12 protein-coding genes and 1 pseudogene are annotated in these 22,142 nt (G+C 71.6%); 3 read left to right on the top strand and 10 right to left on the bottom strand.

Going from position 1 to position 22,142, the window contains the following annotated elements; all coding sequences use genetic code 11:
* Window positions 1-7 precede the first annotated feature (7 nt).
* Genes ACFW0G_RS04865 through ACFW0G_RS04895 form a run of 7 tightly spaced genes read right to left on the bottom strand, consistent with a single transcriptional unit; the run spans window position 8 to window position 16,526 of the window.
* The gene (locus ACFW0G_RS04865; RefSeq protein ID WP_378323418.1) at window positions 8-2,053 is read right to left on the bottom strand and encodes an MDR family MFS transporter; all 2,046 of its coding nucleotides are present in this window, start codon (window positions 2,051-2,053) and stop codon (window positions 8-10) included.
* Window positions 2,054-2,094: 41 nt separating this feature from the next.
* Window positions 2,095-2,991 (bottom strand): SDR family NAD(P)-dependent oxidoreductase, encoded by an 897-nt coding sequence (locus ACFW0G_RS04870; protein ID WP_378323419.1) that lies wholly within the window; start codon window positions 2,989-2,991, stop codon window positions 2,095-2,097.
* Window positions 2,992-3,007: 16 nt separating this feature from the next.
* Window positions 3,008-4,198 carry a glycosyltransferase gene (locus tag ACFW0G_RS04875; protein WP_378323420.1) on the bottom strand — a complete coding sequence of 397 codons (1,191 nt, stop codon included), beginning with the start codon at window positions 4,196-4,198 and terminating at the stop codon, window positions 3,008-3,010.
* Complete coding sequence (locus tag ACFW0G_RS04880; protein WP_378323421.1) at window positions 4,198-4,992, bottom strand: alpha/beta fold hydrolase; 795 nt, start codon at window positions 4,990-4,992, stop codon at window positions 4,198-4,200. The genes ACFW0G_RS04875 and ACFW0G_RS04880 overlap by 1 nt, the downstream gene beginning before the upstream one ends.
* Window positions 4,989-5,312, bottom strand: coding sequence for an acyl carrier protein (locus ACFW0G_RS04885; protein WP_378323422.1), 324 nt, complete (start codon window positions 5,310-5,312; stop codon window positions 4,989-4,991). The genes ACFW0G_RS04880 and ACFW0G_RS04885 overlap by 4 nt, the downstream gene beginning before the upstream one ends.
* Window positions 5,309-9,616 (bottom strand): beta-ketoacyl synthase N-terminal-like domain-containing protein, encoded by a 4,308-nt coding sequence (locus ACFW0G_RS04890; protein WP_378323438.1) that lies wholly within the window; start codon window positions 9,614-9,616, stop codon window positions 5,309-5,311. The genes ACFW0G_RS04885 and ACFW0G_RS04890 overlap by 4 nt, the downstream gene beginning before the upstream one ends.
* Before the next feature lie 28 nt (window positions 9,617-9,644).
* Window positions 9,645-16,526, bottom strand: a complete 6,882-nt coding sequence (locus ACFW0G_RS04895; protein ID WP_378323423.1) for an SDR family NAD(P)-dependent oxidoreductase — start codon at window positions 16,524-16,526, stop codon at window positions 9,645-9,647.
* 793 nt (window positions 16,527-17,319) lie between these two features.
* Here ACFW0G_RS04895 and ACFW0G_RS04900 point away from each other — a divergent pair.
* Entirely contained in the window at window positions 17,320-18,462 is a 1,143-nt protein-coding gene (locus ACFW0G_RS04900; protein ID WP_378323424.1) for a pyridoxal-phosphate dependent enzyme, read from the top strand.
* Window positions 18,459-19,085 (top strand): transcriptional regulator, encoded by a 627-nt coding sequence (locus ACFW0G_RS04905; RefSeq protein WP_378323425.1) that lies wholly within the window; start codon window positions 18,459-18,461, stop codon window positions 19,083-19,085. Before ACFW0G_RS04900 ends, ACFW0G_RS04905 begins: the two co-directional genes overlap by 4 nt.
* Here the strand turns inward: ACFW0G_RS04905 and ACFW0G_RS04910 are convergent, their stop codons facing one another.
* The 3 genes and pseudogenes from ACFW0G_RS04910 to ACFW0G_RS04920 form a co-directional block, all read right to left on the bottom strand.
* Window positions 19,086-20,114: an alpha/beta fold hydrolase gene (locus tag ACFW0G_RS04910; protein ID WP_378323427.1), complete on the bottom strand. Its 1,029-nt coding sequence runs from the start codon at window positions 20,112-20,114 to the stop codon at window positions 19,086-19,088. It lies immediately after the preceding gene.
* Between the two features lie 26 nt (window positions 20,115-20,140).
* Entirely contained in the window at window positions 20,141-20,629 is a 489-nt protein-coding gene (locus ACFW0G_RS04915) for a DinB family protein (RefSeq protein ID WP_378323428.1), read from the bottom strand.
* 23 nt (window positions 20,630-20,652) lie between these two features.
* A pseudogene (locus ACFW0G_RS04920) lies at window positions 20,653-21,273 on the bottom strand (class I SAM-dependent methyltransferase); the annotation flags it as partial.
* 87 nt (window positions 21,274-21,360) lie between these two features.
* Here ACFW0G_RS04920 and ACFW0G_RS04925 point away from each other — a divergent pair.
* Entirely contained in the window at window positions 21,361-21,963 is a 603-nt protein-coding gene (locus tag ACFW0G_RS04925; RefSeq protein WP_378323429.1) for a helix-turn-helix domain-containing protein, read from the top strand.
* Window positions 21,964-22,142 lie beyond the last annotated feature (179 nt).

Genomic DNA, 22,142 nt, shown 5'->3' on the forward strand with positions numbered 1-22,142 from the left:
GCCCGTTTCAGACGGCGACCGCGTGTTTGCCGTGCGGGCGGTCGTCGGCCGCCTGGTCGAGGATGCGGTTGGCGACCCGGCCGAGTGCCGCGTGCAGTTCGTCGTGTCCCTCGGGGCCCCAGTCCTCGAGCCGCTCGGCCAGCCAGTCCTTCCAGGCCCCGATGAGCTTGTCGAGTTCGGCGAGCCCGAGTTCGGTGGTCGACCACTGGCCGCCGCGATAGGTCAGGTGCCCGGTCAGCTCCAGCCTCGCGAACGCGGGCTCGAACACCTCCGGCGGGACGCCGTAGCGTTCGCCGATGACCGTCAGCGACGTCGGCTTCTCGCGGCGTTCCCGTAGCCGTACCTGCCCCACGCACCACAGTCCGCCGCGGTCCAGTTCGCAGCCCGAACGCGCGACGACCCCGGCGGACGCCGCCCGTCCCTCGCGCGCGAGGATCCGGCCGACCGCGCGTTCCAGATCCTGGTCCCGGTCGCTCGGGTCCGGCATCGCGAACCCGTCGCCGATGTCCTGGGCGCCGGCGCGCGCGGTGTCGCGCAGCGGGACTTCCTTGAGGAAGAAGGCCAGCACCAGCGCCACAAGACCGACGGGCGCGGCATAGAGGAACACCGAGTGGATCGAATCGCTGTAGGCCTGGATGTAGGGCGCCGCCACCGGCTCCGGCAGCTTGTGCAGCGCGATCGGGACCTGCACGGCCTGCGGGTTGATCCCCGGCGGCAGCGGGTGTTCCGCTGACGCCTTCGCCATGTTCGGGGCCAGCTGGTTGGCGTAGATCGTGCCGAAGATGGCCGCGCCGAACGAGGATCCCATGGACCGCAGGAACGTCACCCCGGACGTCGCGACGCCCAGATCCCGGTATTCGGCGGTGTTCTGCACGACGATGACCAGCACCTGCATGCTCAGCCCGATTCCGAGGCCCAGCACCGCGAAGTAGGCCGACATCTCCCAGAACCCACTCTCCGGGGTCAGCCGGGAAAGCAGGTACAGCCCGGCCGTCAGGCCGACGCCGCCGAGGATCGGGAAGATCTTGTACCGCCCTGTCTTGCCGACCAGGTTTCCCGCGAAGACGCCCGCGATCAGCAGCGCGATCACCATCGGCAGCATCCGCACGCCGGAACTCGTCGCCGAGATGCCGTGCACGTACTGCAGATACGTCGGCAGGTAGGACAGCGCGCCGAGCATCGCGAACCCGACGACGAAACTCAGGATCGCCGCCACGGTGAACACCGGGTTCCGGAACAAGCGCATCGGCAGGGTCGGTTCCGTCGCCCGTTTCTCCGCGAAGACGAACAGCACCAGCAGGATCACCGAGCCGACGGCCATGCCGATGATCGTCGGCGAGTCCCACGCGTACTGCGTCCCGCCCCAGCTGGTCACCAGCGTCAGCCCGGTCGCGGCGAGGCCGACGAGCAGGATGCCCAGGTAGTCGATCACCGGCTTCGCCGCGGCCTTCACGCTCGGCATCGCGCTCGCCGCGACGATCAGCACGATCACCGCCACCGGGACGTTGACGTAGAACGCCCACCGCCACGAAAGGTGATCGACGAACAGGCCGCCCAGCATCGGCCCGAGCACCGTGACGACGCCGAACACCGAGCCGAGGACACCCTGGTACTTGCCGCGGTCACGCAGCGGGACGACGTCGGCCACCAGCGCCGTCGCGGTGACCATCAGCCCGCCCGCGCCCAGCCCCTGCACCGCCCGCGCCACGATCAGCCAGATCATGTCGTTCGCGAACCCGCAGAAGAACGAGCCGCCGGTGAACACGATCACCGACAGCTGGAACATCAGCTTGCGGCCGAACAGGTCGCCGAGCTTCCCGACGACCGCGGTCATGATCGTCTCGGCGAGCAGGTACGAGGTGATCACCCAGGACAGGTGCCCGGCGCCGCCGAGATCGCCGACGATCGTGGGCAGTGCCGTGCCCACGATCGTCTGGTCCAGCGCCGCGAGCAGCATGCCGAGCATGACCGCGGCGAACACCGCGTTGACCCGCTTGCGGCTCAGCTCCGGCGGCGCGGTGTCCTGCCGTCCGCTGTCCACGGTCGTCGTCATCGCACCCTCCTGGCTGTCCGGCCTTCAACGTATTGGCCGGATCAGCTCCGCTCCACTGTGGATTGATCACCTGATGCGGTGAACCCGCCGAGGAACCAGCGCTCCGGCGGCGGTGGTTCGAGCGCCACCGCGAGTTCCCCCACCACCGCGTCCGCGATGCCCCCGACGTCCCAGACTTCCCGGCGCAGCACCGGCGGTTTGACCGCGGGCTGCCGGACGACGTGCAGATGCCCGTCGGCGAGCCGGAGCACCTGACCGTTCAGCGCCGCCGAAAGGTCGCTGAGCAGGTACGTGACCAGCGGCGCGACGAGGTCCGGTGTCAGCGCGGGATTTCCGTGCAGGTGCGCATTGCGGCTCTCCCGCATCATCCGCGTCCACGCGATCGGGCACACCGCGTTCACGCGGACGCCGTGCTCGCCGACGTCGGCCGCCCAGGAGTAGGTCAGCGAGGCGACCGCGCCCTTCGACGCCGAGTACGCGGCGGCCCCGCGCTGGCCGATCATCGATCCGGATGTCAGGTTCACGATCGCCCCGGACCGCTGGGCGACCATCCGCTTCAACGCGGCGGACCCGCAGTGGAGCGGCCCGAGGACGTTCGTCTCGACGAGTGCGCGGGTCCGCTCCGCGTCGTCGTCCTCCCACGGCTCGACGTGGTAGTTCACCGCCGCGTTGTTGACCAGGCCGCCGATCCCGCCGAACTCGCTGACACAGCGTTGGATCAGTGAAGACGCATACGCGGCATCGGACACATCTCCGGCATACGCGACCGCCTGTCCCCCGGCCGCCCTGATGTCCTCGGCGGTCTCCTCGGCCGTCTCCGCGTCGATGTCGTTGACGACGACCGCGGCCCCGGCCGCCGCCGCGTGCCGCGCGAACGCCTGCCCCAGTCCCTGCCCCGCTCCGGTGACCACCACGGATCGTCCGTCCAGAACTCCCATGGTCCCAGTGTGGCGCTCAGCGCACGGGGCTGCCGGATTCCCGCGCCGGACGGCTGAGCCGCTCCAACGCCAGCTGTTCGAGGTGCCCCGCCGCGGCGCGGATACCCCCGGCGGTGCGGAAGGACCGCCCGATCGCCTCGGCGGCCCGCCGGTAGCCGGGCTCGGTCAGGACCTTGCCGACGGCGGCCGCGATGCGCCCGGCGTCCGAGCGGCCGAACCGCAACCGGACGCCCGCACCGGCGTCGGCGACCTGCCCGGCGACGATCGGCTGGTCGTCGCGGATCGGGGCGACCACCAGCGGGACGCCGTGCCACAGCGCTTCGCAGACGGTGTTGTGCCCGGCGTGGCACACCACGGCGTCGACGCGAGACAGCAACGGAAGCTGCGGAACTTCCCCGCGTACCAGCACATTCTCCGGTGTCGGGCCCAGTACGCCGCCGGGGTCCACGAGCACCGCCCGGCGGTCCATGCCGTCGAACGCGTCGGCGGCCGCGGTGAGGAATCCCGCCGCGGCGTCGGCGTTCGCGGTCCCGAGGGTGACGAGCACGGTGGGCGTCGCCGGGTCGAGCCACTCCCATGGGAAGTCCGTTGTGGACGGACGGGCGGTGATCGACGGCCCGACCAGCCACACCGCGGGCGGCAGCTCGGCCGCGCCGAGCAGCCGCCGGGTGGTGAACGCGAGGACGCCGTGCGGGGAGAACCGCGGGTCCGCCGCACCCCTGCCGCCCGCGATACGGGCCCGCAGCCCGGTGAGCAGTTCGTCGACCCACGCGGCGACCTTGGGCATCCCGGCGAGCGGGTCGATCAGCTCGGCCGACGTCGTCGCCGAGGTCGCCCACGCCAGCCCGCACGCGTCGGCGATGAGCCCGCCCGCGAGCGCCTGCTGATCGGCGACCACGACGTGCGGGCCGAAGGCGTCGATCGCGGCGTGCACGCCGGGCGCCATCGCGTCGGCCAGCGGGATCAGGAAGTCCTCCCACAGGAACCGCAGCGCGGCCGGGCCTTTGAGATCCGGGGCCCGCACGGGTTCGGTCTCGGGGATCGCGCAGCCGAAGATCTCCGCGCCGTGCCCGGTGAGCTTGCGCAGCACCGTTTCGTGCCCCGCCCAGGCCACGTGATGGCCGCGCGCGGCCAGTTCGGCCGCGACTCCCACGGCCGGGTTGACGTGTCCGGTCAGGGGCGGGACGACGAAGAGGAACCGGGCCACTACGCTTCCACCGCTGCCCGGCTGGTCTCGTGGACCCAGTCGAGGATCGCGTCGATCGTCTCCGCGGTGCGTTCCACGAGCACCGAATGCCCCTGGTCCGGCAGCACCAGCGTCCGGCAGTGCGTCAGGCTCGCTTCGAGCTGCGGGACTTGGTCCGACAACCCCGAGTCGCCGCCGAACACCGCCAGCACCGGGCAGCGCACCGCCGAAAGGTCCGGGTCGATGGTACGGCTGAGCGGGATGTCCTCGGCGATCGTCGTGGCCTGGAGGATCTTGTTCGCCGACTTCGAAAGCCGGGCGGTGTGGGCGCCGTGGTTCGCCGCGATCCACTCGAACGCGCCGTCGATGGCGAGCCGGTTCTTCGCGTCCGCCAGGCCGTCGGCCATGTGCCGGGTCCACAATGGAGTGGGCGGTTCGGCCTCGATCGCGATGACGCTGGCGACGCGGTCCGGGCGCGCGGCGGCGAGTCCGAACGCGACCGAACCACCGAAGGAGTTGCCCACGACGTGCACCGGGCGGGTGATACCGAGCGCGTCGAGCAGCGCGTCCAGATCCTCGACGAACCGTTCGAGCCGGTAACCGGAGCCGAGCCGGGTCGTGCGGCCGTGCCCGCGCAGGTCGTACATCACGACGTCGATCCCCCGCTCCGCGAACGCGGGCCCGAGGGTGAAGTAGTAGCTGGCGAGGCTGTCGGTCAGCAATCCGTGGACGCACACCAGGATCGGCGCGTCCGGATCGGGTGGGGAAAGCCGCTGGACATGGACGTCCAGTTCGCCCGCGCGGACCTTGCTCACGGCGTTCCCGCGACACGCAGCGACGTGACGATGTACCGGACGAGTTCGCCCACGGTCAGCGCGATGATCTCCTCCAGATCGCGTTCGGCGATGAACGTCGCGAAGTTGACCCGCTCGCCGTAGTGCTCGCGCAGCTGGCCGGACAGCGCGACTAGGTCGACGCTTTCCAGTTCGAGGTCGTCGTGGAACGTCGTGTCCATCGTGATCTCGGCGTCGTCCAGCCCGTACTCGTCCAGCAGCCCGCGCAGCATGGTGGCGAGGTCCGCCAGCACGGTCACCTCGTCCGCGACCGTGTCCGGACGCGCCGTCTCGATGCTCACAGCTCTGTCTCCTTTTCTTCTTCCGTCCAAGCCACGACGTACGCGCGCGGCGCGTGTTCGACGTCGCGGCAGCGCACCGGGTAGTCCCGCCCGCCCGCACGGACCGTCAACCGTTCCGGCGCCGCTTCGACGACCTCGAAGTCCCGTGGTTCGCCCCGCAATCCGGTACCGCGGAGCTTCGCGACGGCTTCCTTCGCGGTCCAGAACCGGGCGAACCAGCGGTCGGGATCGTCCGCGGACACCTCGTCGAAGAGCGCCCGCTCCGCCTCGCCGAACGCCACCGCCAGTGTGGACGCGGCCTTCGGCGCGACCTCTTCGACGTCGATCCCGCACGGCCACGGCCGCGCGATCGCCACGCCGACGTCGCCGCGATGCGCCAGCGACACCGTGAGTTCCGGCAGCGTCCGCCCGTAGGCACCGGTGACGAACGGGCGTCCCGCGCTGTCGTTGCCGACCCGCAGTTCCGCCGGGAAGATCTCGCCTTCGCCGGAGTCCCACAAGCTGTTGTCCCACAAGAAGTGCCGGACGGCGTCCTTCACCGCGATGCGCCCGAGCAGCCACTGCCGCCTGCCGCGCGGCGGATGCGCGTCGTAGGCCTCGCGTTCCGCGCCCGCCAGCATGTTGCGCATGATCAGGTCGCGGGTGGCCAGGTCCGGCCACTGCTCGCGGACCAGCGCCCAGCCCTCCGGCCGCGCCTGCGAGAGCGTGTACCGCTCCGGCCGGCGATCGACCCGGCGGATCGCCGGATTGCTGTCGAAGCGCCGGTCGCGCCAGCCGGTGAACTCGGCCCACACCTGTCCTTTGTGGACGAGCTGCATCTCGGCCTCGAGTTCGGCGTCGGTGACGTTCGTGATGCGCACCAGGCAGTCCAGCCGTTCCCCCGGCACGGGATGCGGACCGTGGAACCGGATCTCGCGCATGCCGACCGGGAACACCGTGTTCCGTTCGGGCAGCCGCGACATGATCCAGTAGCCGAGGACCTGGCCGACGTTGTCCAGCAAGGCGCCGGGCGCCGCCGGTGTCGTCAGCACCGCGCGGACGTGCCGCTTCCCCACCGCGACCAGCTCCTGCACGCCTTGGAACCCGGGGCCGTGGAACATCCAGCGTTCGCTGTACAGCTCGGCCGCGGTCAGCTCGGGCTCGCTCTCCTCGGACGCCGGGAACCGCCACGGCTCCGGCGCGCTCCGCGCGTAGTCCGGCGCGAGTTCGACAACAGCTTGCGAGTATCCCTCCAAGGACGCGAGCACCCGGTCGCGTCCTTGCGGCACCACGCGGACCGGGACCGTCACGGCGGGGATCGCGGTGATCCACTGGGTGAGCCGTACGTCGTGCACGGCCACGGCGTGCCGTCCGGGCATGGCCTGTTCTGCGAAGCCCATGAGGTGCTCGATCACCGTCGTCGCCGGGACCACCGGCCACCGATCGGCGGGCTCGGCCCGCTCGGGCTGCCGGAAGAAGCAGTGGTCGAGCAGGTAAGGCATGGTCTCGATCGACACGGTCAGCGTCGTCCGCAGTTCCCGGGGCGCGACGACGCGGCGGGGTGCCGGCCGCCTGCCACGCTGCGCGAGGACGTCCGTCGCGAGCGCGGCGGTGTCCTTGAGCAGCGCGGAGAACTCGGCGGCGAGCGGGCCGTGCGAGGCCAGCGCGTCGAGTCCATCCACAGTGGACTCGGTACGCGCGGGCATGGTGAACCGGGCCCGGGTCCGTTCGTCCAGTGAGACCAGCTTGCCGCCGAGGTCCAGTTTTACCGCCCGGCCTCGTCGAGCGACCGCCTCGCCGCCGGGCAACGCCGCTGTGTCGACGTCCAGACCGTCGGCCCACAAGGCGGTGGCCACGCGTCGCAGCTGCGCGAGCCCGTCACGCTGCGGCGAATGTGCCGGCACCGCAAGGTGTTCGCGCCCGTGCAAGGTGTCGTCGATCAGGGAACCGAGCTGCCCGGCGCCGAGCTGGACGAACCCGCGGAAGCCCGCCGCGTACATGGCCTCGACCAACGGCCGGAACCGCACGGGTTCCAGCAGGTGCCGGACGAACAGGTCCCGCACCGCCGCCGCGTCCGCCGGGTATGGCGACACCGTGGTGGCCGACCACACCGGCAGCCGGGCCGGGTTGAGGCTCAGCCGTTCCGCGCCCTCCCGGATCGGGCCGAGGTACGGCCGCAGCATCGGGGTGTGGAACCCGGACCGGAACGGCAGCACCTGCGCGAGCACGCCCTGGTCCCGGAACCGGCCGACCAGCTCGCCGACCTCGTCCGCGGGCCCGCAGAGCATCGCCTGGTTCGGCGCGTTGTCGTGGGACAGCACGACGTCCTCGCGCCCGGCGAGTTCGGCCAGCACCCGGGACGCGGACGCGCCGATCGCGGCGAACGAGAGACCGGGGACCACCAGCGCGTCCGGGTCGAACCCGGCGAGGAACGCGTCGACCTCGTCCTCGGCGTGGATCCCGGCCGCCGCCATCGCCGTCCATTCGCCGAGGCTGTGCCCGGCCAGCGCGTCCGGGGTCACGCCGAGCCGTCCCAGCGCGGCGTGCAGCAGCCTGCCGAGCCCGAACACCGCGGCGCCGTGCCTGCCGATGTCGCCGACCTCGACGTCCGCCTGCTGCCATGGCAGCCCGAAGTGCCGCGCGACGTCGGCACAGTTCGGCGTGAACTCGGCCTCCAGCCCCGGAAAGACGAACGCGAGTTTTCCGCTGCGCAGCAAGGGTTCCGGTGCGAACCAGACGTCGTTGCGACCGCGGAGGCCCTTGCCTCGCGCCACCGCTTTCCTCGCCAGGGCAAGGCGCTTGGCCGTCGGGGCGACGATGCCGAGCCGGACCGGCCCCTCCCCGCCTTCGCGGGCGAGGACGTCCTGATCGGCGCCGTCCAGAAGCGCGGCCATTTCGTCCACTGTGGACACGGCGAGCCGCAGAACCCGCTCCGGTTCACTCACCGAGACGACGGGAGCCCCGCGGTCCGGTGCCTGTTCGAGCACGACGTGCGCGTTGATCCCGCCGAACCCGAACGCGTTGACGCCCGCGCGGCGCACGCCGTCGCCCTCCCACGGACGCGCCGCGTCGAGCGGGATGAACCGGGTCCGCGCGAGCTCCGGACGCGGATCGTCGCAGTGCAGCGTCGGCGGCAGGACCCCGTGGTGCACGGCCAGCGCGGCCTTGATCAGCCCGGCGATCCCGGCCGCGGGCATGGTGTGCCCGATCATCGACTTGACCGACCCGATCACCGCGGTGTCCCCCGGCTTGCCGAAAACCTCGGCCAGGGTGGCTAGTTCGGCCGCGTCGCCCGCAGGGGTCGCGGTGCCGTGTGCCTCCAGCAGGCCCAGGGCGCCCGGCCGGGCCGGGTCGAGACCGGCGGCTTCCCACGCCTGCCGGACCGCGCGGACCTGACCGCCGGTGTCGGGGTTGGCCAGACTCGCGGTGCGGCCGTCGCTCGCCACCCCGGTCCCGGTGATCACCGCGTACACCCGGTCGCCGTCGCGCTCGGCGTCGGCGAGCCGCTTGAGGACGACGACGCCGGTGCCCTCGCCGATCAGCACACCGTCCGCGTCGCGGTGGAACGGCCGGATCCGCTCGCTCGGCGACAGCGCGCCTAGCTGGTTGAACACACTCCAGAACGTGACGTCGTGGCAATGGTGCACCCCACCGGCCAGCACGACGTCGCACCGTCCACTGTGGAGTTCCCGGATCGCGTGATCGACGGCGATGAGCGACGACGCGCACGCGGCGTCCACCGTGTACGCCGGGCCGCGCAGGTCGAGCCGGTTCGCCAGCCGCGACGCGGCCAGGTTCGGCACGAGCCCGATCGCGGACTCCGGCGCCTCCGGTCCGAGCCGGGCGGTGAACGCTTCCCGTACCTCGTCGAGCCGATCGGCGCCGAGATCGGGCAGCAGCTCGCTCAGCGTGTGGACCAGCTGGGTGGCCGTGCGGACGCGCTGGTCGAGCCGCACCAGGCCGGGAGTGAGGTAGCCGCCGCGGCCGAGGATCACCCCGGCCTTCGCCCGTTGCGCGGGCAGCCGCTCCGGACCGCCCGCGTCGGCGATGGCCTCCGCGGCGACCCGCAACGCGATCAGCTGGTCGGGCTCGGTCGCGGGCACGGAGTTCGGCATGATCCCGAATCCCGTGACGTCCACTTCGGCCAGTTCGCCGACGAAACCACCGCGCCTGCAGTAGATCCGGTCCGCCCGCGACGGCTCGTCCGGGGCGTAGTGGACCGCGTCCCAGCGATCGGGCGGCACGGTGGTGATGGCGTCGACACCGCCGGCGAGGTTCCGCCAGTACGTGCCGAGGTCGGGGGCGCCGGGCAGTAGCACCGACATCCCCACGATCGCGACCGGGTCCGGCACGTCACCACCCCGAGGCGGTGTAGACGACCGACGCGGCGTCGGCATGGCCCCACGCCAGCTCGCGCAGGAGGCTCATGGTGCCTTCCTCCGGATCGATCAGCTCGATCCCGCGCCGGGCGTAGTCCCGCATCAGTTCCGGTGTGACCATGCCGTCGTGGGTGCCGGTCGGCGCCCACGGTCCCCAGTGGACGGTCACCGCCCTGCCGGACACCGGCCAGCGGCGGCCGAAACTCTCCAGCGCGTCGTTCGCGGCGGCGTAGTCGGACTGGCCCCGGTTGCCCAGGGTTGCCGCGATACTCCCGAACAACGCCACGAACCGCGGCGGGGCGGGGAGTTCGGCGGTCGCGTCGAGCAACGCCTGCGCGCCGTCGACCTTCGTGCCGAACACCCGCTGGAACGACTCCGGCGCCTTCTCGGCGATGAGCTTGTCCTCGATGACGCCCGCCGCGTACACGATGCCGTCGAGCCTGCCGTGCTCGGCGTGGATCTCCTTGATCGCGCGGTGCACGGCCTCGGTGTCCCGCATGTCGACCGACTGGTAGCGCACCGACGCGCCCAGCTCGGTCAACGTCCGCAGTGTGCTCCGCACCTCGCGCTCACCGAGAATCCGCGACACGGAACGCTCGATTTCCGCGGGCACCCGCTGTCCACCCGCGATCAGCGCGGTACGGATTTCCTTGGCGTCACGAGCGTTCGCGAACGCAGGGTCCTCTTCGGCAGGCGGTACCGGGGTACGGCCGAGCAGTTCGAACCGGCACCGGGCCGCCGCGGCCAGCGTCGTCGCGAACCGGGCCGTGATGCCCTTGGCCCCGCCGACGAGCAGCACCACGGAGTCCCGGCCGAGGCCGATCGCCTCGGCCTCCGCCGCGCCGTCGCCGGCCGGACCGGCGCCGGTGCTGCCGAGCAGGCCGAGCGGCTCCTCGGTCATCCGGAGGCCGCGGCGGGTGTCGCCGTCCCGCAGCACCACCGGCTCACGGTCCACAGTGGTCAGTTCCGCGACCAGCCCTGCCGCGACCTCGTCGACGCCCGTGCCCGCCGCATGCTCGACCACCCTGGCGACAATGTCCGGGTACTCCCGCGACACCGACCGGAAGAATCCGCGCAGGCCCGGCCGGGGCCCGGCGGCGAGCAGCCAGCGCGGTCCGGCCGCGAGCACGGCGCGGTAGGGCTCGAACGCCTCCGGGAGCATCGGATCGGTGTGCACCACCCCATCGAACGATTCCCCGGCAGGCACCGCGGTGGCCGGGACCGCATCGGCCCCGAGCCCGGTGAGGCGAGCGGCCATCGCGTCGGCCAGCTCACCGTCGCCCAGCACCAGGAAGCGGCACCCTGCCACGTCCACGACGGCGGGTGCCAGCTCGAACGGCGTCATCACCAGGCGTTTCGGCGCGACGACGACCGGTTGCTGTTCGCCGGGCTTCCCGGGTTCCGCGGACTCCGCGGGCTGCTCGCCGTCGATCAGGCCCGCGATGCCCGCCGCCGTCCGTACCCTGGCCAGCTCTTCGACGTCGAAGTCCGCAGTGGACAGTCCCAGCCTGCTCGCCAGTTCTCCGGCGATCTCGGCGCGCTTGATCGAATCCACGCTCAAGTCGGCTTCGAGATCCAAGCCCGGCTCGATCATCTCCGCCGGATACCCCGTCCGCTCCCCGATCACCTCGACCACCACCGACAGCACGGACCTGCCCGGCTCGGCAGCCGGAACCGATGGCGCGGCAGGCGCGCGGCCGCCGATCAGTTCGGCGATCCCCGCCGCGGTCCGCGCCTTCGACAACTCCTCGACGTCCAGATCCGCACCGGACAGCCCCAGCCGCGACGCCAGCTCCCCCGCGATTTCCGCGCGCTTGATCGAATCCACGCTCAGATCGGCTTCCAGATCCAAGCCCGGCTCGATCATCTCCGCCGGATAGCCCGTCCGCTCCCCGATCACCTCGACCACCACCGCCAGCACCGGCCGGTCCGGCTCGGGCGCCGAAGGCGTGGGAGCGGGAGGCGTGGGAGCCGGTTCGCCGAGCACGACCGTCGACGGAACGACTGGGCTCAACGCGGTTTCCGCCTGGCCGAACGCCGGAGCCGCCGAAGGTTCGGCGCCGAGGTAGCCGAGCATCACGTCACGCTGGGCCGCGACCATCTCCCGGCTCGTGCGCAGGAAGTCGGCGATCAACGCCTCCGCCCCCTGTTCGGGCTGAGGAGTGGCCACGAGTCCCTCCGAGATACGTTGGGCAGGGTGCAGGGCCGCGTCCGGAACTGTCCCGTCGGCAGTACGGAGCAGCTGCCCGTCCACCGTCCACCCCGGGCGACGGGGCCTGGCGGTGGCCGCCGCGTCGACGGCGTCGCGCCCGCGGAACAGCCAGCCGGTCTCGACCGCGGCACCGCACACGGCCAGCTCGGCGAGCGCGGTCAGAAACCCCGGTAGCCCGCGGCGGCCGGGCCGTTCGAGTGCGACCGTCCGGTGTGGACGGTCCTCGAGCACGGCCGAGACCAGTTTGGACAGTACCGCGCCCGGCCCGGCTTCGACGAACACCCGTGCCCCTGCGGCATACATCGCCTCCACCTGCTCGACGAACCGCACCGGCGAGCCCAGCTGGGCGGCCAGTTCCGCCCGGATGCCCTCGACGTCGGCAGGATAGACATCGGCCGCGCGGTTGCCGTAGACCGGCACCTCGGGCGCGGCGAAGTCCACCTCGGCGAGGGTCTCCCCGAACGTTTCGCCGGCAGCCGCGACCAGCGGGCTGTGGAACGCGCAGGCGACCGGAAGCCGCTTCGCGCCGAGCCCGGCTTCGCGCAGACGCCCGACAGCTTGGCCGATGTCGTCGGTCGGGCCGGAGATCACCGTCTGCTTCGGCGCGTTGTGATTGGCGACGACCACCGCGGCGAGTCCCGCGTCGGCCAGCACCTTGCCGACGTCGACAGCCGGCCCGGCCACTGCCGCCATCGCCCCCGCGTCACCCGAGCCGGTTGCGCCGAGGATCGCCTCGGCCCTCGCCCGGCTGCACCGCAGCAACGCGTCCGGCCGCACCGACCCCGCCGCGGCGAGCGCCACCAGCTCGCCGTAGCTGTGCCCGGCCAGCATCGCCGGGCGCACCCCGGCCCTGGTCAGCAGGCGATGCGCCGCGAGACCGGTGATCCCCAGCGCGGGCTGCGCGACCCGCGTATCGGTGACTCGCGCGGCCTGCTCCCGGCGCCCCGCCTCGTCGAACACGGCGGGCGGGAACACCGCCGCGGCCGTCTCCGGGTCCAGCCGGAGGTAGCGGTGCAGTTCCGGGAAGGCGACGAACAACTCGGCGAACATGCCCGGCCGCTGGCTGCCCTGCCCGGGGAACACCATCGCGACGTCGCCGCCCACCGCGTCGGCGGCGAAGAAGATCCCCTCGGCCCGCTCGCCGGTGATCGCCTTGCTCAGCAGAGCGGTCAGTTCGTCCACAGTGGACGCCACCAGCGCGACCTCGGTCGTGCCACCGGCCGCCCGCGCGGCCTCCGCGCGTCCGGAGGCGGCGCGCGCGAGATCCCGCAACCGCCACGGCCGGTACCCGGCGGGTACGTCCGCCAGCGCGAGCAGGTCCTTCAGCGCGGTCTCGTATCCCTTGCCCGCGAAGGTGAACAGCTCGGCGGGCCATTCGTCGGCGGTCCGCGCGGGCGGGATGTCCTCGTGCGCGGCCAGTACGACGTGGAAGTTCGTGCCCCCGAAGCCGAACGCGCTGACCCCGGCGATCCGTTCCGCCGGTGGAGCCGCCCACGGCTGGGCAGAGGACTGGAACACGAACGGGCTGCGGCCGGCCTCCCAGGCCGGGTTCGGCGTTTCGACGTGCAGCGTCGGCGGCTTGACCCCGGTGTGCACGGCGAGCGCCGTCTTGACCAGCCCCGCCAGCCCGGCCGCGCACTTCGTGTGGCCGATCTGGGACTTCACCGAACCGACCACGCACGCGCCCGGCGCCGCGCCCGCTTCGGTGAACACCTTCGTCAGGGTGCCCAGCTCGGTCCGGTCGCCCACGACGGTCCCGGTCCCGTGCGCTTCGACCAACCCCACTCGCGACGGGGAGATCCCGGCGTTGCGGTACGCGCGAGTGAGCGCCGCGTGCTGGCCTTCCGGCCGGGGCGCGGTCAGCCCCAGCGCGCGGCCGTCACTCGCCGCGCCGACACCCTTGATCACCGCGTAGACCCGGTCGCCGTCGCGTTCCGCGTCCCCGAGCCGTTTCAGCGCGATGCACGCGACGCCCTCGCCGAGCGCGATGCCGTCGGCCGCGCTGTCGAACGTCGCCGAGCGCCCGGTGGGCGAAAGGGCGTGCGCCGAGGCGAAGAGCAGGTAGTCGTTGATGCCGTTGTGCAGGTCCGCACCCCCGCACAGCACGAGATCGCTCGTGCCCGCGGTGAGTTCCTTGCAGGCGACGTCCACCGCGGTGAGCGAGGACGCGCACGCCGCGTCGACGGTGTAGTTCGCCCCGCCGAGATCGAGCCGGTTCGCGATCCGCCCGGCGATGACGTTCGCCAGCACACCGGGGAACGAGTCCTCGGTCAGCCTTGGCAGCTGTTCGTCCAAAGCGGACGGAAGCTCGCCGAGGTAGGAGGGCAGCACGGTGCGCAGCGTCATCGCGTTGGACAGGTCGCTGCCCGCCTCGGCGCCGAACACCACCGACGTCCGCGTACGGTCGAACGCCCGGTCCGCGTATCCGGCGTCGGCCAGCGCGCGGTGCGCGGCCTCCAATGCCAGCAACTGCACGGGTTCGATGCTCGCCAGCGACGACGGCGGAATGCCGTAGGCCAGCGGGTCGAACGGGATCTCGGGCAGGAATCCGCCCCAGCGCGACGGCGTCCGCTCCCCGGCGCCGTCCTTGCCGTAGTAGAGGGCGGTGTCCCAGCGCTGCGCCGGGACCTCGGTGACCGCGTCGTGTCCGGAAAGGACGTTCGCCCAGAAGGACGCCAGATCCGGGGCGCCGGGGAACATGCAGGCCATCCCGACGATCGCGACGTCCAATGGTTCCGGCACCGGCCCGGCGGTGTCCGCGGCCAGTCCCCGGCTCTCGGCCCGGTCGCGGAGGAACGCGTCGGCGCCCGGGCCGACGTCGGCGTGCAGGTCGGCGACCGTGGTGATCGCCGCCCGCAGCACCGCGACCTCACCCGCCATGAACATGCCCTCGGCGAGCTGGCGGTCCTCGCCGACCTCGCGCAGTTCGTCCCCGATCCGCTCGATGCCCTTGCTGGCGAGCCGGAGCCTGCCGACGTTGAGCTGTTCCAGCCGTTCCCAGGCGTCGCGGCTCGGCACGCCGCGCTCGGCCAGGTCCCGCTTGATCCGCTCGTACTCCTCGGTGAACGGGCTGCGCACACACCGCGTCGCGTGGCCCGGCGCGGTTTCGAGCAGGTCGGTGTGCGCGGCGGTGAGCAGCTGGCGCTGGAACAGCGGCAGCACGGCACCCGCGTCGACGGCCTCGCGGGTGAAGAGGTACGCGGTGCCCATCAGGACCCCGATCGCCGCACCGCGCGCGGTGAGCGGCGCCGCCAGCGCGCTGACCATCGCGCCCGATCGGGCGTCGTGGATACCGCCCGCGAACAGCACCTGCAGCTCCGCCGCCGCACCCGGTGTCGTCGTGAGGAAGTCGTCGAGCACGCCGAGCTGGGCTTCCCACAACGGAAAGCTCGTGCGCGGGCCGACGTGTCCCCCGCATTCGGACCCTTCGAAGACGAACTTCCGCGCCCCCGCTTCGAGGAACTGCTTGAGCAGCCCGGGCGAGGGGACGTGCAGGAAGGTCGAGATCCCCGCCTCCTCCAAGGCCGCGGCCTGCGCCGGGCGCCCGCCCGCGATGATCGCGTGCGAGGGCCGGATCTCGCGGATCACCTGGAGCTGCGCGACCTTCACGTGGTCCGGCGCGAACCCGAGCACGCCGACGCCCCATGGCGCCGCACCGACCGTGTCCCTGGTGCGTTCGAGCACCTCCCTGGTCTGTTCGGGGCCGGACAGGGCGAGCGCGATGAACGGCAACGCTCCCGCGGCCGCGACCTCGGCGGCGAACGCGGCCTGGTCGCTCACCCGGGTCATCGGCCCCTGCACCACCGGCAGCGCCGTGCCGAGCGCCCGCGCGCCGGGTGACTCCGGGCCGAGCACCGGGCCGTCCGCGCCCAGCGCCGCGGCGATCGCGTCCCGGATCCCGCGGACGGTGGCGGTCACCGTACCCCAGCGGTCGCGGAACCGCGTGGCGAGGAAGACGTCCTGTCCCGCTTCCAGCCGTTCACCGGTCGATCGCCTGGTCAGGCCCCGGACACCGTCGGCGACCGTCGTCTCGGAGCCGTCGAGCCCGGTGAGCGCGACCGTAGTAGACGGCGGCAGCTCCGGCTCGGCGAGCAGGGCCAGCTGCGTGTCGAGCACCACCCCGGCCGCTCCGCCGGCGACGGCCGCCGCCGCGGTGTGCGGGCCGATCCCGCCCGAGGCCCACACCGGGAGGTCGATCGCCTCGTCCGTGAGCAACGCCTGGAGCAGGACGAACGTGCTCAGTTCGCCGACCGGGCCGCCACATTCGTGGCCGCGGGCGATCAGGCCGTGGGCACCGTCGGCGACGGCTCGCCGGGCCTGCGCGCGCGTGGTCACTTCGACCAGCACCCGGCGCCCGGGGAAGTCCCGTGCCGTACAAGGCGAATCCGAGGTCAGGAGCACGGTGTGCGCGGCCTCGGGTACCTCCCCCAGGTGAGTGAGGCGCACCCCGAAGCCGGGCACCGGCCACTCCGCCAGCAACGCCAGTTCGTCGGCGGCCGAGGAGCCGGGCGTGGTCAGGTCGAGCACGCCGAGCCCACCGCCCCGCGCGGCGGCCGCGGTGGCCCGCGCCGACGGCCTGTTCAGCGGATTCACGGCGATGACCGTGTCGGCGCTCTGCCGGGGATCGCCTTCCGACACACGCATGGGAACTCCCCAACGCACCAAAGAGTGAAGCAGTAACGGGGAGTACTTAAGCGTCTCGACCGGGACACGTCAACAACTCGCCCTGTTTTCTTCGCGCAGCTTCAAAAAGTCGTCGGGCCACCTGGGTCAGGACTCAAGAATTTAACGTCACCGTCATCCGCCCACGACACGGGACCGACTTGCGCCCCCACCGTAATGCATAGTAGTACCCGCTCGATCGGGCGACACCCACCCAGACAGGGCAACCCTTCCCGGCCATCGGCGCAGTCCGAAAGGACTCGGTCTCCTACCCTACGCCTTTTGGCGACGGCCCCTCGGGGCGCCATCGGAAACAAAAGCCATTCGATCACGCCACACGAAATGAGATTCGACACGAATAAACGATACCGTTTCGTCGACGGCTCTCTTTTTCTTCGCCCGCCCACAAGGGACGCGATCAACCATTTCGTCCCGCAATCGCTTACCTTCACCTAACCCGGCCGACTACCCCCATCGGATTTGCCCCGACCCAGCATTCACCGTGGTCGCACGCCCACACCGGCGCCACGGCACAGGCCCATCCACGAACCCCGCCTGCCACGGGGAGCATCCGAGCCGATACACCTCGTACCACACACCCTTTCGGTGAAAAATTCACCGAAAGGAACGTGAACCGATTTTCACAATTGACCGATGTTGACCCCTGCTACCGAATCAAGAGCCTCACTTGTCACGTTCGCGAGAGTTGACAACGAGCCTCACGATAGACATTCTGTCCAGATGTAGACCATCTGTACAACCCCGGAAGGCGGTCATGACCCCCGCGGCGCACCTCCTCGACGAACGATCGGGCCGGATCTACCCGCTCGACCCCCTGCGCTGGCGCGGTGACGACGGCGCACCCCTGACCGTGCCGCCCCTGCGCGGCCTCACCCGCGCCGAGGTCGATTCCGGCTCGCGCTCGCTTTGGCGCTACCGGGCCGCGCTCCCCGGGGACATCCGGCGTCCGGTGTCGCTCGGCGAGGGCTGCACTCCCCTGGTCGAGCTGCCCTGGGGCGGCGAAACGACGCGATTCAAGCTCGAGTGGTTCAACCCCACCGGCAGTTTCAAGGACCGGGGCAGCACCGTGCTGCTCTCGCTGCTGGCGGGACACGGGGTCACCGAGGTGCTGGAGGACAGCTCGGGCAACGGCGGCTCGTCGATCTCGGCCTACAGCGCCGCCGCCGGTATCCGCGCGAAGATCCTCGCGCCGGAATCGACGTCACCGGCGAAGATCCTGCAAAGCCGCGCTTACGGCGCCACGGTCGAACTCGTGCCCGGTACTCGCGACGACACCGCCACCGAAGCGCTGCGACGTTCCGCCGAGACCTGCTACGCCAGCCACAACTGGCACCCGTTCTTCTTACAGGGCACCAAAACGCTGGCCTACGAGCTGTGGGAGGACCTCGGCTTCACCGCACCGGACAACGTCGTCACCGTCGCGGGCGCCGGCAGTATCGTGCTGGGCTGCGACCTCGGCTTCACCGAACTGCTCGCCGCCGGTGCGATCGACCGGCGCCCGCGGCTGCTCGTCGCCCAGCCCGCGAACTGCGCTCCCCTGCACGCGAGCTTCCAGTCCGCTGTGGACACTCCGGTGCCGACGGCCTTCGCGCCGACGATCGCCGAGGGCACGGCCATCCGCGAACCGGTCCGGTTGCCCGAGGTTCTCACCGCGATCCGCCGGTCGAACGGGACCACCGTCGCGATCGACGAAGCCGCCATCGCCGACGCGACACGCCGGCTCGCCGCCATCGGGCTCTACGCGGAGCCGACCAGCGCGACCGCTGCCGCCGCACTCGACGTCTTCCGCGCCCAGGGCGTCATCCGGCCCGAGGAGACGACCGTGGTCATCCTCACCGGGTCCGGTCTCAAGGCGGCGGCCACGATGTCCGCGTTGTTCGCCGAGGACACCCCGTGAGTGACGCCGAGGACGAACTGCTGCTGCGCGAGACCGAGAAGATCGCGGTGGCGATCGGCCGGATGTTCCCCGGGCTGTGCGAGGTCGTCCTGCACGACCTGCGCGACCCGGACCACGCCATCCGCGTGATCGAGTCCAACCTCTCCGGCCGCGCCCCCGGCGACCCGGCCACCGAACTCGGCCTCGCCCGGATCCAGGACCCGGACTATCCGGAGGTGCTGCAGAACTACCCCAACACCTTCCCGGACGGCCGTCCCGCCAAGAGCACGTCGATCGGCGTCAAGAACAGCGACGGCGCCTACGTCGCCGCTCTCTGCCTCAACCTCGACGTCTCGCTGTTCGCCAGCGCCGCCAAGAGCCTCGCCACCCTCGTCCGGACCGATGAGCAGGAGCAGCCGCTGACCGAAACGCTGCGCGCCAGGACCGTCGACGAACTCCGTTCCCTGGTCGAGGAGTACGCCGCGGCCCACGGCCAGACCCCGCGCGGTCTCGTTCCCGCCGCGAAGAAGGAACTGGTGCGGACCCTGCAGGAACAGGGCTTCCTGCAGGTCAAGCACTCGGTCCCGGCGCTGACCGAACTCCTCGGCCTCGCCCGCGCGACGATCTACAACTACCTGCGCTGATCAGCCGTCGAGGAACCGCGCCAGCTCCGCGGTGACGAACCGCGGGTTCTCCTCGACGAGCCAGTGGCCCGCCTTCGGCACGTCCGCGGCCTGCACGATGTTGGTCAGGCGCGGGGCCACCGTGCCCCGGATCGCGTCGAGCTGCCCCTGTGCGGTCATGAGCAGGGTCGGGACGCGGACCGGTGCCGCCGCCACGGTGTCGCGGACGTCCTTGTCGAGGGCACGGTAGAGCTCGAAGCCGCCGGAAAGGACCTCGGGCCTGCTGTAGGTCCGCGCGTACTCGGTGATCTCGGCGTCGGTGAACGGGGACCGATCCGAGGTGCCGCCGAACGCCGTGCCCCCGAAGGAAACCTGGGGATAGAACAGCGCCAGGTACTCACGGACGTCGTCATGGACCACCGCCTCGGGAACCCGGCGCTGGGAGTGGAAGGCGATGTGCCAGCTGAGCGAGCGGTACATGGTCGCGTCGATCGCCGGTCCCGGCAGCGGCAGGTCGAAGTAGCCGAGGCGGGCGGTGTCGGTCGGGAACTGACTCGCGTACTGAAAGGCCACGGCAGCACCGAAATCGTGCCCGACGACGCGGGCGTCACGCACCCCGAGCCGATCGGCGATCAGCTTGTGCACATACCGCGCCAGTGTGGCCTTGTCGTAGCCCGGCGGTTTGCCGGTGCTGTCCCCCAGCCCGGGAAGGTCGACGGCGTAGACGGTGTGGTTTTTGGCGAGCTCCGGCATGATCGGCCACCAGCCGTACCAGGTCTGCGGCCAGCCGTGGATCAGCACCACCGGTGTGCCTTTGCCGCCGGTCACGTAGTGCATCCGGACGCCGTCGACGTCGGCGAACTCGTGCCGGAAGGTGTTCCCGAACTGGGGATCGCTCTGTGTGGCGGCCGCGTAGGGCGCGACCTCGCCGGTGCTCGGCGTGGAGCATGCGGCGGTGCCGATCGTGAGCACGAGGGTGAGTGCGGCCGTCGCGACCGTGCGCGCGAAGCGGGGGAAACGGCGCGACAGCGGCCGTGGTGCGGTGATCATGTGTTCCTGTCCTGGGAAAAGGGGCGTCAGCGCCCGGTGGAGCCGTCGATCAGTTCGCGGAGGATGTCGGCATGGCCGGCATGGCGGCCGGTCTCCTCGATCATGTGCGTGAGCGCCCAGCGCACGCTGGGCGCGGAGCGGCCCGGCCGCGGGACAGGTGCGCCCAGATCGGCGCACCCGTCGAGCATGTCGTTCGCGTGCTCGATCACCTCGCGGTAGCGGGCGACGACGTCCGCCACGCTGTCCTCCGGTGCGGCGTGGAATGTCGCCTGCCAATCGGTGACGTTGTCCCCGAGGAACAGCGAACGCTCGACGAAGGTCAGGTGGTTGAGCAGGCCGAGCAGGTTCGTGCCCGAGGGCACCGCCGCCGTCCGCACGTCGGGTTCGGGGGCGCCGTCGACCTTCGCGGCGATCGAGGTACGGAGGTAGTCGAGGAATCCGCGCAGGACCTCGATCTCACTGCTTCCGGTCCGGGGCGGCGGGGAGTCGCGGCGCCGGCGCGTAGTACTGGGCACGGTGTTGTTCCTTCCTTGTCAGGGGTGCGGCGGATGAGCAGGACGTGGTCGATGACCTCGGCGGTGCGCCCGCCCGGTCCGGTCGCGATCCGGCGGGGCGCGTCGGCCCGTTCGATCCGCCAGATCCCGGCGTCCAGCGCGATGCCCGCGGCGACCTCGCGCGGGCTCGGGTAGCGGGTGCCGGGGTCCTGGTTCCACGACCACGGCGCGGCCGAACCGTGGTCGACGACCAGCAGCCGCCCACCCGGGCGCAGTGCCTGCGCGGCCGAGCGCAGCACGGTCGCCCTGTCGAGTTCCGCGGGGGTGTGCAGGTAGTGGGCGCAGATCAGGTCGAAACGGCCCTGCGGAAAGGATTCGTGCAGGTCGTGCCGTGCAACGCTGACGCGGTTGCCCAGCCCTGTTGACCGGGCAAGGGCGGCGAGCCGGTCGACCGCCACTGACGAGATGTCGGCGGCGGTGACGCGCCACCCCTGGCGGGCGAGCCACAGCGCGTCCCCGCCGTTGCCACAGCCGAGGTCCAGCGCGTCGCCGGGCGCCAGGCCGGTGACCAGCTCGGTGAGCCGGGCGTTCGGCCGCGGGTCGATGGCCGGTTTCCGGGCCCGGTACACGCCGTCCCAGAACGTGACCGCATCGGTGGTGCTCATCAAGACTCCTTCGGTCGGTACGCGCTCAGTCTCGCCAGGCGCGTCCCGATCTGGCACGGAATCTTGCGGTTATGGCAAGGTGGCCGCGTGGACCACCGAACGGAAGACGTGCTCGACGCGGTCGGGCCGCGGTTGCGCGCGCTGCGACGTGACCGCGGCATCACTCTCGCCGATCTGGCGGCGACGACGGGCGTCTCGGAAAGCACCCTGTCGCGGCTGGAGAGCGGGCAGCGCCGGGCGACGCTGGAGTTGCTGCTGCCGCTGGCCAGTACCTACGGCGTTCCGCTGGACGACCTGGTCGGCGCCCCGCGCACCGGCGACCCCCGGATCCACCTCAAGCCGATCCACCGGTTCGGGATGACCTTCATCCCGCTTTCCCGGCGGCCGGGCGGGATCCAGGCGTTCAAGATGATCATTCCCGCGCGGTCGGAGCCGCTCGAACCGACCCCGCAGACGCACGACGGCTTCGAATGGCTGTATGTCCTCAATGGACATCTGCGGCTCGTGCTCGGCGAGCGCGACATGACGTTGCCGCCAGGCGAGGCCGCCGAGTTCGACACGTCGCTGCCGCACTGGCTGGGCAGCGCCGACGGCGGCGTGGTCGAGCTCCTCATCCTGTTCGGCATGCAGGGCATGCGCGCGCACGTGCGCGCCGGGGCACATCGGCACGCACACGAGGAATCCTCGTAGCCCGAGCCACTTCCGGGCTTCATTGTCCACAACGGACACTCGTCGCGAGACGACGGCGTACGGGGGGGGGGGGGCCCCCCCCCCCCCCCCCCCCACCCCCCCCCCCCCCCCCCGGCCCCCCCCCCCCCCCCCCCCGGGGCCCCCCGGATAGCCCAAGGCCCCCCCCACCCGACCGCCAC

Source organism: Amycolatopsis sp. NPDC058986 (assembly GCF_042741125.1).
GTDB lineage: Bacteria > Actinomycetota > Actinomycetes > Mycobacteriales > Pseudonocardiaceae > Amycolatopsis.